At 49.7% G+C, this 14594-nt stretch carries 10 protein-coding genes; 7 read left to right on the forward strand and 3 right to left on the reverse strand.

What is annotated here, in order from left to right:
- The 3 genes from J4G02_02405 to J4G02_02415 form a co-directional block, all read left to right on the forward strand.
- On the forward strand, positions 1–361 hold a 361-nt coding region (locus tag J4G02_02405), incomplete at its 5' end, for an aldo/keto reductase (GenBank protein MCE2393448.1).
- A gap of 58 nt (positions 362–419) precedes the next feature.
- Entirely contained in the window at positions 420–1076 is a 657-nt protein-coding gene (locus J4G02_02410) for a hypothetical protein (GenBank protein MCE2393449.1), read from the forward strand.
- A gap of 49 nt (positions 1077–1125) precedes the next feature.
- Positions 1126–2580: a HEAT repeat domain-containing protein gene (locus J4G02_02415; GenBank protein ID MCE2393450.1), complete on the forward strand. Its 1455-nt coding sequence runs from the start codon at positions 1126–1128 to the stop codon at positions 2578–2580.
- Positions 2581–2583: 3 nt separating this feature from the next.
- On the opposite strand, the gene J4G02_02420 is transcribed toward J4G02_02415, so the two are convergent.
- Positions 2584–4344 (reverse strand): ABC transporter ATP-binding protein, encoded by a 1761-nt coding sequence (locus J4G02_02420; protein MCE2393451.1) that lies wholly within the window; start codon positions 4342–4344, stop codon positions 2584–2586.
- A gap of 381 nt (positions 4345–4725) precedes the next feature.
- Here J4G02_02420 and J4G02_02425 point away from each other — a divergent pair, with 381 nt between their 5' ends.
- A complete protein-coding gene (locus J4G02_02425; protein ID MCE2393452.1) occupies positions 4726–5679 on the forward strand; it encodes a GDP-mannose 4,6-dehydratase in 954 nt (317 codons plus the stop codon).
- Positions 5680–5744: 65 nt separating this feature from the next.
- Here J4G02_02425 and J4G02_02430 read toward each other — a convergent pair whose 3' ends face one another.
- Positions 5745–6803, reverse strand: a complete 1059-nt coding sequence (locus J4G02_02430) for an Ldh family oxidoreductase (GenBank protein ID MCE2393453.1) — start codon at positions 6801–6803, stop codon at positions 5745–5747.
- A gap of 194 nt (positions 6804–6997) precedes the next feature.
- Here J4G02_02430 and J4G02_02435 point away from each other — a divergent pair, with 194 nt between their 5' ends.
- The 3 genes from J4G02_02435 (at position 6998) to J4G02_02445 (ending at position 10092) form a co-directional block, all read left to right on the forward strand.
- Positions 6998–8056: a Gfo/Idh/MocA family oxidoreductase gene (locus J4G02_02435; protein ID MCE2393454.1), complete on the forward strand. Its 1059-nt coding sequence runs from the start codon at positions 6998–7000 to the stop codon at positions 8054–8056.
- A gap of 151 nt (positions 8057–8207) precedes the next feature.
- Complete coding sequence (locus J4G02_02440) at positions 8208–9230, forward strand: hydroxyacid dehydrogenase (protein ID MCE2393455.1); 1023 nt, start codon at positions 8208–8210, stop codon at positions 9228–9230.
- A 22-nt stretch (positions 9231–9252) separates the two neighbouring features.
- Positions 9253–10092 (forward strand): haloacid dehalogenase-like hydrolase, encoded by an 840-nt coding sequence (locus J4G02_02445; GenBank protein MCE2393456.1) that lies wholly within the window; start codon positions 9253–9255, stop codon positions 10090–10092.
- 93 nt (positions 10093–10185) lie between these two features.
- Here the strand turns inward: J4G02_02445 and rpoC are convergent, their stop codons facing one another.
- Positions 10186–14511: a DNA-directed RNA polymerase subunit beta' gene (rpoC, locus tag J4G02_02450; GenBank protein ID MCE2393457.1), complete on the reverse strand. Its 4326-nt coding sequence runs from the start codon at positions 14509–14511 to the stop codon at positions 10186–10188.
- Positions 14512–14594 lie beyond the last annotated feature (83 nt).

Consider the following 14594-nt stretch of genomic DNA (forward strand, 5'->3'; position numbering starts at 1 on the left):
AGAGATGTTTCCCGTGTTGCGGAAATCAGGGCTGGGACTTCTCGCCTTTAGCCCTTTGGACACCGGACATCTTGTGCCAGGACGTAATATCGATCCGGACACACCCTTGGCGACGCTGATAGATGTGTTGGACCAAGTGGCTCAAGATCTGCGCGTGAGTCGTGGAACGGTTTGTGTCGCTTGGGTGTTGACCCACCCAGAGGTGACGAGCGTACTAGCTGGTGCTGAAACTCCTGAACATGTCGAGGACAATTTCGCTGGCACAGAGATGGTATTGTCCGACGAAGCGATTGAGACTTTGAACGCTGCCAGTGCAGCCTACAGGGAACAGCATCTCTGCGGTGAAGGAAACTTTCTTTGACAGAACAATTGTTTGTTAGAAACAACTCTCCATCTACCCAAAAGTAACGGAGGAAAAAATGAGACTTATTCTAATCGGCTGTGAATACAGCGGCACAACCACATTAGCCTACGCAATCAACGAATGGACCAAAGAGACGATGGGTAAGGAATTTACCCTCATCCATGATCACTTCAAGCTGCCAGATACTAAGCCCCACGGACCAGAGCTGACTGAGGAGGAAATCGCTCAGTTCGATGCACTTAGTCCGCGACTGACAGAAGTTATAATGCGGCATAACCTTTACTATCACACACCCGCCCAGTCTTCGTCGGGAGAGGACTTTCTCGGAATCGGCATCCATATCGAAGACACAATATACGGACAGTTGTACTACGGCTACGGTGGGCCGGGTGAGATGGGTGACCGGCAGACGATTTCACAAAACCTCGAGCAGCGTATCCTCAAGTTTGCGCCCGAAACCGTGCTTATCCTAGTGAAGGCATCTTCCGAAGTTATTGCCAAGCGGATGAAAGAAAATCCCCATAAATACCCCGTTGTGCCTGAACAGGACATCCCAGATGTGTTGCAAAAATTCGAGGATGCGCACCAAAATTCGTCGATTAAAAACAAGATAACGCTAGACACTTCCACGACAACGGTTGATGAGACAGTCGCTGAATTTGTGGAAAAAATTCAACCATACCTAAGCGAATCTGAACTCATGAAGCTTTAGTAGCTTCCACAAGGGAAGTAGGCGAACCCATATTGAAAGGAAAAAGGAAATGGTGGACAAAGCTTATCTTCTTAGCGACGAAGAGATTCGGGATTTTATTGTCAGCGGGCATATCCAAATTCAAGCTGATTTTCCGACCGATTTTCACGGACACATCTACCAGCAGATCGAAGAAGTACTTGCGAAGGAAGGCAATCCGGGAAATAACTTACTGCCTCGGATTCCTGATATTCAGCGAGTTTTCGAGCATCCGAAGGTGTGTGGGGCGTTGACGAGTCTGTTAGGTCCAGATTACCTGATCCATCCCCATCGCTACTGCCATCTTAACTCGCCGGGGAGCGACGGACAAACTTGGCATAAGGACGATTATATATTTGACCAGAAGGTTCGTCACCACCGCTTTCGATGGGTGATGGCTTTCTACTATCCGCAAGATGTCACCGAAGACATGGGACCGACAGGGGTCTTACCCGGAAAGCAGTATTACAACACGGTTTCGGACACGAACCCGACGCAAAGCACTGAGTGGGCAAAAGCCCTTTGTGGAAAGGCGGGCACGGTGACAATTGTGAATTTCGATTCGTGGCATCGAGCGACAGCGAATCGTAGCGACAAAAGACGTTACATGCTGAAGTTTCAGTTCACACGGATGCAGGAACCATCTCAATCTCTATCGGGTGACGGACATACGCCCTGGCAACCTGCAGATAACGACAAACATGAGGCATTATCAAGGAATGTTTGGAAATGGCTCGCTCAAAGCAATGGTGGGGATTCAACGCACGTCGCACCCGACGAAAATGGCTCTGTGTCACAACTGATAGCGGGACTACGAGATACCGATGAGAGTGTTCGTCTGACTTCGGCTTATGCGCTAGGGGGCATGGGTGAATCCGTCGTGCCAGCACTAATGGAAGCGCTACAAGAAGAAGCCGAGGCTTTGGCGGAAACAAACGTTGCAAAAACTGCGGCGAATCCACAAGGTGGTAATCCAGCCGATCTCTACTCTGCTCAAGCGTTGACGGAGGTGGGACAGTCCAGTATACCGGCATTGATTTCAGCGTTAGATGATGTGTCTTGGCCCACCCGTGCGGCAGCCGCGGATACGCTGGGCAATCTAGGTTCGCATGCGGAAGAGGCTGTGTCACCATTGATTCAGGGGCTGCGTGATGAGAGTTCGTGGGTCCGCCGTAATGCAGCGGAGGCGTTAGGAATAATTGCGACACCTGCCGAAGATATTGTTCCAGCGTTGATGCAGGTCTCAAGCGACTCGGAGATGCTGGTTCGACTCAACGCGATGATGGCACTCGCAAAAATTGGTCAATCGGCAGATGGTATCGTGCCAACATTGGCGGGAAGGTTAAGCGATGAGGACCGGTATGTTCGTTACTATGCGGCTGCGGTATTGCGGCAGATCGGAACGCCCGAGGCACAAGATGCTTTATGGGACGACCTGTTGACCGCCCGCTGGTGTCCTATAACAACAGCGGAGAACCCCTATTGAGAATTACGCGTCTACTTCCCCGCGCCACAACCGTTGCATCTCCTCACAGGATGCTAGGAGGGTGTCCAGTGTACCTACCCCTTCAACTCGCCCGTTCTTCAGGACAATAATCTTATCCGCACGACGGAGCGCTGGACGACGATGGGAAACAACAAGACAGGTAGCACGTTGTGTTTCAAAGACGCGATCCCAAAGTACCCGTTCTGTCTCTACGTCGAGCGCAGAAGATAGGTCATCGAAGACATAAAGCTCGGCAGGACGGATAAACATCCGTGTCGCAGCAGCGCGTTGTATCTGTCCTCCCGATAGCTTGACTCCCCGTGGACCCACGATTGTATCCAATCCGTTTTCGAGTGTCGGGAGATCGTCCTCCATTACACCCAATCGAATCGCTCTGTTAAGTGCCTCCGGGTCATCTGGCAATCCCATGAGTATATTGTCTTTGAGTGGTTCACTAAAAAGTTGTGGAACTTGTGGGGTATAGGCGCAACGGGGCGGCACAAAGCACGATTTGGGATCGTCCACCACTTTGTCATTCCAGTAAATCTCTCCGGACTCCCTTGGCAATACCCCTAAGAGAGTTCGCAACAGCGTCGATTTGCCAGCGCCAATTCGTCCTGTGATGACGATAAATGAACCGGCGGGGATCTGTAGATCAATCCCGTGAATCCCATTCTCAGATCCCTCGTAACGGTAGGTTAGTCCTTTGACCGTTAGTTCGTGAAGTTGATCGGCGTTCGTCTTGACAGGGACAGGAACAGTAGGCAGATTGCCCCGGAGGTAAACCGGACTATGTTGGGCGAGTATGCTTGGTGGTGTTCCATCACTAATTCGTTCCATTCGGCCGAACGAAATTTGTGCGCGTGCATGGTGTGTCATTGTTGTTCCTAAGAGCGAACCGCTCCTAGCAACTTCACCCACGTAGGCCATGAAGAGGACAATATCGCCGACTGTAAATTCGCCTGATTTCAGCTTCTCTGCAGCGAGTATGAGAATCACGCCTGTTGCAATGTTCCCGAGATTCTGATTAATCGAGCGCAGGAGTTGTTCAAGCAGGTTATCTATCAGAGTCGATTTTCGTCGCGCATCGTTAAGCCGGCGAAAGTGCGAGATGACATTTGACTCCATCGTTGCAACCTTAATTGCCAACACCGCTTGGAACATCTCGTTGATGAAGTTTGTTGACCGCGCTGTGGCAACCCGTTGTGCTGATCGATATTTATGGATATATTTCCTTGCTGCATCAATAATAATTACCACGAAGATAGACGGAATGACCGTAACGAGTGTAATTATCACGTTTATCCGCACCATCACGATGATGGCGAGTACTGCAAAGATGAGGTTGCCCCACAGATGAATGTATCGCTCTAAGTATCTAACGACCGTTCCAACATCATCGCGGAAACTGTTAGTTATTTCGCCGGACGCACTTGAAATACGACGCGGCGTTCGCACGTTAAGCAAGGCTGTCATTAAGTTTTTGCGAAGCAGCGATTCTACTGCGTACCACCAGCGGGGCCAAACGACTGCAGATCCAAACAGAGCGATAACGTCGCTAATCTCAACAGCGATAAACAGTGCTACAAGCGTCCATGCGGTGAATCCCGCTTGTGCATCGCCCGTAAGGGCATCGAAGAACTCTTTAAAGACCCACCCGGTCATAAGTGGGACAAGGTCATCTGCACCCCGAAACAGTATTGTGAGCAGAAAGAGTCCCGGACTATAACGCAGAAGTTTTATGGCAGCTTGCCCTGTTCCCATACGGTCTCCTTGTATACTGTGCTCCATAAGTCCGGGATATGTCTACCCAATCAAGATTTTCGTTCATTATGTTGCTGCCTCCCCGGATCCCCACACTGGCATGGATAAATCTTAAAGTAGCACATTCAGCGAAAAAAAGCAAAATCTTTCCTACTTAACATCCGATTGAAACAACCAGAAAATAGCTATAAAACATACAATCCTAAACCGGCTTTGTAATTTATCTCCCTTGTCCAAGCCAACAATTGTATGATAGGATAACGTCATCCAAGAACTAGACTTCTAAGAACTAGACTTCTAAATAAAAAAAGGAAAAAGGTTGTTTTGTCTGCATTTCAACCACCGCCTCAAAGAAAGGACTGAGAGAAAGGGAAGCTCATCTTGAAAATTCTCGTCACCGGTGCTGCGGGTTTCATCGGTTCACATCTTTGTGAAAAGCTGCTGAACCGTGGTGATACGGTGATAGCCTTAGACAACTTCAACGATTATTACGACACTGCGCGTAAACAGGAAAACGTCCATCAATTACGCAATCACTCCCGCTGTATTTTGTGCGAGGGTGACATCCGCGATGAGGAAAACATCAACCGTATCTTCACAGAACACAGACCCGAGGCGGTTGTTCATTTAGCTGCCTACGGCGCCGTGCGTTACTCTATCGGACGCGCCAAACTCTACACCGATGTCAACATCGGCGGGTCTATCAACCTGCTAGAAGCTGCCCGTGAGATTGGTGTCGAAAACTTTGTCTTTGCGTCTACCTCATCGGTGTACGGAAACACAAAGCAGCTGCCTTTTGTTGAGACTGATCCCTGTAATCATCCCCTCGCGCCCTACCCTGCGAGCAAAAAAGCCGTCGAGTTGATGGGATATACTTATCACCATTTGCACGGACTGAATTTCACGGCGTTGCGTCTTTTCAATGTCTACGGTCCCCGTGGACGCCCTGATATGATGCCGTTCATCGTTACAGAGGGTATTGTTAATCAACGGGAAATTGTCCTGTTCGATGGGGGGCAAATGAAGCGTGATTGGACTTATATTGATGACATCCTTGGAGGTGTAACCGCTGCGATCGATAGGCCACTAGGCTATGAACTCATCAACCTCGGACGCGGTGAACCAATCCTCATGACGGATTTCGTAGAGATTATCGAAGGGTTGGTCAGTCACAAAGCGATATTATCCACGCCGCCTGCCCCACTCAGCGAGCCGAAAATTACTTTCGCGGATATCGACAAAGCGCGTCGGTTGTTGGGCTATAATCCGCAAACTTCTCTCGCAGCTGGGTTGTGCAAGTTTTGGGAATGGTATCAGGAAGCGGTTATGGATTGATGCTTATAGGATTTCCCGGAGGCTAAAGCGTAAACGAAATCTAACAGATCTGCGCTTGAAACTGTCTATGCCAACGGATCAGGGATTGGAAGCTGATATTTCCGCATAACCTCTTGAATCTGTTCCCATGTGCTTTCTTCGATGAAAATCCCCTCCCGCCTCCGTTTTTCTTGTTCATCTCTGCCGCGCTCACCTGGAATGCGGATCGCCTCGACACCGGGTAAACGTCTGGAAGACTTGATGTAGTCAATGAAGCTATTGACCTCTGCATTGAAATCTGGCAGGTCCACAAAACTGGCAATGTTAATAACTGTGATGAACACACCGTTGCCCACCCTTGATCCTTCTCGGCTGGTACACCCCGCCCCACTCAACGCTCCAGAGAGGATATCAACAACCATACTGAGTCCGAATCCTTTTTGCGCGGCGATCCCTCCAAAAGGAAGCAGCGCACCGGGCGGAGAGGCATAAAAATCCTCGACATTGGTTGTCGGCTGTCCTGCAGCATCAATAAGCCAACCCTCCGGGGCAGGCTCTTTCCGATGCCGTCTCACTCGCACCTTGCCCGCTGCGACAACGCTGGTAGACATGTCTAACACAATGGGCTCACGTCCTTCAACAGGAATGGCACAAGCTAGCGGATTGGTTGAAAGCCGTCCCTCTATTCCTCCATAAGGCGCGACATTTTGACCGCCGCCATGGTCGTTCACCGTCAAGATCCCGATCATATTCTTCGCTGCCGCAATCAGTACATATCCGCCCAACCTACCGGTCTCATTAGAACGGGAGATGGTAATCGTACTGACATCGGTCGCTTTTGCCTTTTCAATTGCTAATTTCATCCCATGTGTCGCAATTACAGGTCCAAATCCCCAATTTCCATCGAGTGCTGCCATCGAAGGGGATTCGCGTTTAACTTCGATTGTCGCCCCCGGCTGAATCAGGGATTCCTCGATTTCGTGAACGTATTTTGGCAAGTGGATGATGCCGTGTGAATCATGTCCGACTAGATTGGCGTCAACCATGGAGCGTGTCACGACTTCAGACTCTGCGTCAGAGATGCCCATCGCGCGGAAAACGCTCAGGCATGTTTGTGCCAAGACCTCCGCTGTGAAAACTGGCATTATCGATCTCCTATGATTATTATAAATTATAGACCAACGAATTTTAGATAATTCCATGTATCTATTTGGTCAGGTAGATGTTCATTATAAGGGTGCCGGGAAAGTTTGTCAACATCGTTGGCGGAAGGGTCCCACTTTGGGATTGACCGTGTCTGGCAAATCTGATAAGATATGCTCTGGAAAGGAATCATAATATGCCGGAGCAGAAGGTTAGGATTGGATTCGTCGGCGTCGGTAACATGGGGCAATGCGCCCACCTGAAGAACTATGCGAATCTGGATATTTGTCAGGTAGTTGCGGTTGCTGAGATACGCGAGCCCCTGCGTCGAAAAGTCGCTACCCGCTACGGTATCCCAAATACCTATCCTACACACGACGGGATGCTGCAAAACGAAGCGTTGGATGGTATTGTGGCTGCCCAACCTTTCGGTCGATATGGGATACTTGTGCCTGAACTTCTCAAGGCAGGGGTCCCTGTCTTTACCGAAAAACCGCTTGCAGCTTCTATCGAAGCTGGCGAAAAGATTGTGGCCGCTATGAGAACAAGCGGGACGTGGCACATGGTCGGCTATCACAAGCGCAGCGACTTAGCAACAATGTACGCAAAGACGGAAATTGAGCGTCTCAAAACATCGGGCGAACTTGGAAAAATGACGTATGTTCGTATCCTAATGCCCTCCGGGGATTGGGTGGCGGGTGGTTTTAACGATCTAATCCGTGATGATTCTCCTGCCCCTTCTCTGGAGTGGGATCCGCCCGCTGCTGGCATGAATGACGAAATCCGCAACCAGTATAACGGTTTCGTTAACTATTATATTCATCAGATCAATCTGATGCGCTACCTGCTTGGAGAATCCTATGCAGTCACGTATGCCGATCCTTCTGGTGTACTACTGGCAGGGCAGAGCGAAAACGGCATCGCCTGCACCATTGAAATGTCCCCCTACAACACGACAATTGATTGGCAGGAATCCGCGCTCGTGTGTTTTGAGCGGGGTTATGTGAAAATTAAACTGCCAGCACCATTAGCGAGTAATCGTCCCGGTCGCGTTGAGATACTGCGGGATCCCGGCGACGGCATTACTCCGGAGACCGTCGTACCACAACTCCCTTCGGTACACGCCATGCGGCAACAGGCGGTCAATTTCGTAACCGCTATCAAAGGAGAGACAGATCCGCCTTGCACTTCGGAAGAGGCGTTGGAAGATTTGAAAGTTGCTAGGACTTATATTAAATTACTTACAGGCGTTTAATTCCCAACGTGTGGTGCATACCGGATCTAGACCGAAAGATCTGTTTCTTCTTGTCACGACAAAATTACTAACCTTCCTCGCAAAATAGTATAGTTAATCAGAGCGACGAAGAAACTGATGAAAAATTGGTATCAGAAAGGAGCATTAATTAATGAGCAGCTTAATTGTTGTCCATCCCCGTTTTGACGGCGTTTGGCCCTTTGCAGCAGATCACTTCCACACATTGTGGCAGGCACAAGGAGATGTCGAATTCATACGCCTCGAACCCAGCGAGGAGCGAAACCTCGGCGAGATTGTCTCAAACCCCGCTGAAATCAAACGGCTTGCATCTCTCAGCGTACCCGTGACGTTGGAGTGTCTGCAGCGTCTTACGGGGCTAGAGGAGGCGACCTTCCAAGGTAGCTACGGTAGTAGCGTATCAGAGGGACCGATTCAGGAACATATCCAGCAGGCAGGAATCACGCTTTATAATCATCCGACCGAGGGATTTTGGGGCCAAACTGTGTCGGAATACGCTCTTGCGTTGACGCTGTGCGGATTGCGTCGTATCCCACAACTACATCGTGCGATTCTTAGCAGCTTAGTGCCTTGGGATTACGAAGCACCCAACGGCATGGGTACTCCCGGGGGGCGTGGACACCAATTTGGCGATGACCCGAACTTTACCAGCGGCACAATTGCAGGAAAACGGGTGCGTATCGTCGGTGCTGGAAACATTAGCAGTCGCTATGCCAGTTTTGTTCACATGCTGGGTGCGGATGTAGCGGTTTGGGATCCGTATGCCAGTGAACCCTGTTTTCATCGCGCAGGTTCTCGGAAGGAATGGCACCTTTCTGAACTAGTTAAAGACGCTGAAATCTTCGCGCCGATGGTGCCTCTGTTAGAATCAACGCGGGGCATCGTTACTGCAGAACATATCAACGCGCTACCGAAAGGCTGTTTAGTAGTTCTGGCAACGCGTGCAGGGATTTGCGATATGGAGGCAGTACGGAAGCGGGTTCTTGCTGACGAATTAAGCCTTGCTGCCGATGTTTGGGATGTCGAACCGCTTCCGTTAGACGATCCGCTTCTGGGGCGACATAACGTCGTCCACACACCCCATAACGCCGGACGGACCATTGACGCCAACCAAGCATGGGCGGAGAAATTAGTGGTGCAATTTAAGCCACAGTAGCCCAATTCACGAACAACACTGTATGCCAAAATACCCAATCGATAAACTTATCACCGATTTTGATGAAACGATATCGGAACGAGATACTATCAGCACCCTTGTGCATACAGCGGCTGACAACCGTGCGCATGAGAAAGAGGAGTTTCTCGCAGCTTGGCAGGAGATGGTACAATGGTTTTTGACACGGTATCACCGAGTATGCGATGCGTGGCAGGACCATCGGCATTCACTTGTTGATTATCTAAAATCCTTTGAGGAACTGGAAACAGTCTCTATACAACGAGTGATAGCGAAAGGGTTTCTGCAAGGACTTACAAGCCAGGGATTAAGAGCGGTTGGACGGAACGTCGTCAAGAAACCGGGGGCTAATCGGGTGTTGTCCGTTATGCGAGCGGATGGCGTTGCGGTTGAGATTTTATCAGCCAATTGGTCGGAGGCTTTGATCCAAGGAGCAACGGAGGGGCTATGCGATCGAATAATCACCAACAGTTTGCAGTATGATGCGGCAGGACGCTCGACCGGGCATATTCACCTGCATATCGTTTCGGCACAGGATAAATTGAGAAAGTTCAGGGCCCGAAAAAAAAATCCCCCGCGCCCCGATGAAACCGGGGACGGGGGAATCGCTCGGACACTGTATATTGGGGATTCAATCTCAGACTTTCTGGCTATCCTTGACGCGGATTTAGGCGTTCTGATTGGGCAGGACCCCACGGCGATGCAAACGATTGAACGGTTTCGCCTCCCAATCCAACGTCTCCAAGAGGGAACGCAGTTTGATTCCTCACAGCGTTATCGAGGAACCATCCTGCTCGTCGACTCATGGAAGGTATTGGAGGCCTTTCTCTCAACCACCGAGTAGGTATTTACGTGCGTTGCAAGAGGAAGACGAAACATTTAGCGTTTCATCTTCCATGCAAAAACGAACTACGCAAAGCCGTAACGCCGTTCAAGTTTAATCTGCTGCTGGTTCATCAACCTGAGGCGATAGAGGATCAGTAAACTCAGGTTGCTCTGAATCCCCATCGGATTCGAGTTGTGCTTCCCCTGTGGGGAAGGCGCGAATCTTCCGGAACTTAGACACTCCTGTTCCTGCAGGGATAAGATGTCCCATAATGACATTTTCCTTCAGACCAACAAGTCGATCTCGTTTGCCGATAACCGAAGCCCTCGTTAGCACATTGGTCGTCTGCTGGAACGAAGCGGCGGAGATGAAGCTTTCCGTGGACAGGGACGCCTTCGTGATTCCTTGTAAAATCGATTCAGCCGTTGCAGGCTGTCCGCCGCTTTCAATAACGCGGCGATTCGCTCGATTGAAGGTCGTACGTTCTACTTCCTCTTCTTCGAGAAATTCTGTATCGCCCGGATTCTCGATTTTTACCTTACTTAGCATCTGTCGCACGATGACTTCGATGTGCTTGTCGTTGATACGCTCGCCTTGTGTTCTGTACACATCTTGAACTTCATTGACCAAATAATTCTGGACCGCCTCTTCCCCTTTCACTTCAAGGATATCGTGCGGGTTGATTGGTCCATCTGTCAATCGTTCTCCGGCAGCAACTCTATCATTATCCTGCACAATTAGGTGTTTGCCCTGTGGAATGCGATGGCTTTCTTGAAAGTCTCCGTCTACCACACGCAGAATGCGTACACCGCGGCTAGCACTTTCCAACTCGACCTGTCCTTCAATCTTGGAGATGACAGCGGTGTCCTTTGGTCGTCGCGCCTCAAAGAGCTCTGTGACCCGTGGCAACCCTGTCACAATGTCTCGACTCTGCCCTTTTTCGCGCGGCAGCCGTGCCAAGACAGCTCCTTGTTCCACCTGCTCTTTAGCTGGTTCCAAGACAGTTTCATTTTCTTCCAGTTCTTTAACGGGAACCGAAAGGTATGCCCCTGTCGGCATCTGATAGCTAACTAGGACTTCTCCGGCATCATCATGAATCTCAATCTGTGGCTGATCCTCGCCTCTGTGTTCGATAATGACCCACTCCGCTGAACCAGAGGTTCTTTCCTCACGCGCTGTTTTGCCTTTATCAATGTTCTTGAACACAACGTGTCCGGCATATTCTGTCAGAATCGGCACTTGATACGGATCCCACTCAAGCAGCAACGTTGCTTGTTCACCATTCTGGGAATTACCTTTAGTCACTTTTTGCCCATCATTGACGTATAATCGCGCGCCAACATCAGCGGTATGCCGCTCCACCGTATATCCATTGTCATCAATAATCCGGATTTGAGCATTGCGTGAAAGGACAACCCTTTCCGTTTCTGTATCGGGCTGTTGATCTTCTGATGCCAAATTGGCTTCAACAGGGCGTTCAATAAATCTGACATTGTAATATTGAACTGTCCCATCATGCCGAGCTTCGACCCTCGATTGGGACCCACCACCACTGACGGTGCCACCTGTGTGGAACGTCCGCATTGTCAACTGCGTCCCCGGCTCCCCAATCGATTGCGCTGCGATGATGCCAATCGCCTCACCAACATCTACTATATGATTGCTTGTTAAATCAGTGCCGTAACACTTTGCACAAACACCGTACCGGGCTTCGCATGTCAACACAGACCGAACACGGACTTCAGGAATACCAACTGCCTCGATTTGCTTTGCTGCTTGTTGGGTAATCAACTCATCCTTTGGCACCAGCACTTCACCTGTGCTCAAGTCAATGATGTCATCTGCGGCTGTCCGTCCGAAGATCCGTTCTGCAAACGGACTTTCCTCTTCTTCGCCTGTCGTCTTGGTAATACCTCCGAGTGTTCCGCAGTCATCGGTTGTTATCATGACATCTTGTGCAACATCAACTAACTTCCGCGTCAGGTAACCACTACTCGCAGTCTTAATAGCAGTGTCAGCAAGTCCCTTCCGCGCACCGTGCGTCGAGATGAAGTATTCAAGCACTGATAATCCTTCGTGGAAGCAAGATTCAATCGGCTGCTCAATAATCTCTCCAGAGGGCTTTGCCATCAATCCACGCAAACCCGCCAGTTGGCGAATTGAATCGCGCTTGCTTCGAGAAATCGCACCTGAATCCACCATGATATGAACGGGATTGAATCCTTCAACCTCATCATCACGTCCCTGTTCCAGTCCATCAAACAAGGCAGTTTCGATTTCTTCAATCAACCGATGCCAGACATCAATCACCTTGTTGTATCGTTCACCCTCACTCATGCCCATGTCGCCTCTCTGGTAATCGGCTTCAATCTGCTCTACCTGCTTTCGCGCTTCTCTTATCAGCTCCTCCTTCTCGTGTGGGATGATCATGTCCTGCATGGCAATAGAAATCCCACCTAGCGTTGCATAATGAAAGCCAAGCCGCTTCAAGTCATCTATAAACGCGACAGTTTGGCGATTACCCAATTCCTCAAAGGCACGAGAGACTAAGTCTGAAAGATCGCGGGAACCCATTTCTTGGTTGACAAATGGCAGCGTTTGTTGTGTCTTGGGATCGGTGAAGAGTAGTGTATCAGGGATAGCCTGATTAAAGATCACCCGTCCTACTGTTGTTACAATTGGCTGCTCTGCTCCCTCAAAGTAAAGCTTTACGGGATCATGCAATCCGAGTGCACCGCAATCGTGTGCAAGAATAATCTCTTCCGTATCCTGATAGGTTCGGGGAGTTGGTACTTTGCACACTTTCTCCCATTCCTCTTCAGGAACACCCTTCGTAAGGAAGCTAACCCCCATTGCGACATCTCGGTTCGGCACTGCAATAGCGCCGCCGTGTGCAGGCTTGAGCAGGTTTCGCGTAGCCATCATCAGTAGCTTCGCTTCAACCTGTGCCTCAACGCTTAATGGCACATGCACTGCCATCTGGTCGCCATCAAAATCGGCATTGAATGCCTCACACACCAGTGGATTGATGCGAATGGCTTTTCCCTCGACAAGTACAGGTTGGAACGCTTGAATTCCGAGTCGGTGGAGTGTTGGCGCGCGGTTCAGGAGCACTGGATGCTCATCAATTACCTCTTCCAACACCTCCCATACCTCCTCCGAAACCTGCTCCGCCATATTTTTCGCCCGTTTGATGGTATGGGCATAGCCCTTCGCTTGCAACTTATGAATGATGAACGGTTTAAACAGCTCCAATGCCATCTTCTTCGGCAAACCACACTGGTGCAACTGGAGCTCCGGTCCCACCACGATGACGGTTCGTCCCGAATAGTCTACACGTTTGCCGAGCAGGTTTTGACGAAAACGCCCCGGCTTCCCCTTGAGCATATCGGAGAGAGATTTGAGAGGACGATTGCCCGGACCACGTACCATGCGACCATGGCGACCATTGTCCAGCAGTGCATCTACCGCTTCTTGGAGCATTCGTTTCTCATTGCGGATAATTACTTCCGGTGCCCGGAGTTCCATCAGACGTTTCAGACGGTTGTTCCGATTAATCACGCGCCGATACAGATCGTTCAAATCGCTAGTAGCAAACCGTCCGCCGTCGAGAGCAACCAACGGTCTCAGGTCTGGCGGAATTACCGGAATCACCGTAAGAATCATCCAATGCGGTAGATTCCCGGACTTTTTGAAGCCCATGACCAATTTGAGTCGCTTGGACAGCTTTCGAGATTTTTGCTTACTTGCGGTCGCTTCAAGTTCTGAACGCAGGGTTTCGATTTCCTGATCTAGATCAATCTGTTCCAGCAATTCTCGAATGGCATCCGCCCCCATACCTGCACGGAAACTATTGGGAAACTTATCTTGGTATTCCGTGTACTCTTCCTCTGTCAAGAGCTGTTTTACTTCTAAGCCACATTCTGGGTCATTAATCTCTAATACAATGAACGACTCAAAATAGATGACACGCTCAATCTCACGGAATGGGAGGTCTAAAAACAACCCTATCCGGGAAGGCAGCCCTTTAAAAAACCAGATGTGTGATACGGGTGCCGCTAATTCGATATATCCCATCCGTTCGCGGCGTACCTTCTGTTGGGTAACTTCAACACCACATCGGTCGCATATTACTCCTTTATGCTTAATCCGCTTGTACTTACCGCAGCCACATTCCCAATCTTTTTGGGGCCCAAAAATTGCCTCACAGAACAGACCATCTCGTTCGGGACGAAATGTACGATAGTTAATCGTTTCAGGTTTTCGTACTTCGCCACATGCACAGTTATTTGTTGCACAGCCACTGGTACGCTGGTGGCACGCTGTATGTTTTGACCATTCCTTAATGTGTTCTGGCGAAGCAATCCGGATTGAAATTGCATCAAAATTGTTTAGACTTCCCGACTGTGTTGTGTGTTCTTGGATGTGATTTGACATGGCTGTTCTCCCTTAGTATTAACCAATCAGCAATTGAAAATTAAGTATTGATTCGGTAGTGTGGTCTTTTCGTTTTGGTGTGA

The organism is Candidatus Poribacteria bacterium (genome assembly GCA_021295755.1).
Classification (GTDB): domain Bacteria; phylum Poribacteria; class WGA-4E; order WGA-4E; family PCPOR2b; genus PCPOR2b.

Coding starts and splice junctions, on each gene's coding strand:
- J4G02_02410 (MCE2393449.1), top strand. CDS start 420: ATGAGACTTATTCTAATCGGCTGTGAATACAGCGGCACAACCACATTA.
- J4G02_02415 (MCE2393450.1), top strand. CDS start 1,126: ATGGTGGACAAAGCTTATCTTCTTAGCGACGAAGAGATTCGGGATTTT.
- J4G02_02420 (MCE2393451.1), bottom strand. CDS start 4,344: ATGGGAACAGGGCAAGCTGCCATAAAACTTCTGCGTTATAGTCCGGGA.
- J4G02_02430 (MCE2393453.1), bottom strand. CDS start 6,803: ATGCCAGTTTTCACAGCGGAGGTCTTGGCACAAACATGCCTGAGCGTT.
- J4G02_02435 (MCE2393454.1), top strand. CDS start 6,998: ATGCCGGAGCAGAAGGTTAGGATTGGATTCGTCGGCGTCGGTAACATG.
- J4G02_02440 (MCE2393455.1), top strand. CDS start 8,208: ATGAGCAGCTTAATTGTTGTCCATCCCCGTTTTGACGGCGTTTGGCCC.
- J4G02_02445 (MCE2393456.1), top strand. CDS start 9,253: ATGCCAAAATACCCAATCGATAAACTTATCACCGATTTTGATGAAACG.
- rpoC (MCE2393457.1), bottom strand. CDS start 14,511: ATGTCAAATCACATCCAAGAACACACAACACAGTCGGGAAGTCTAAAC.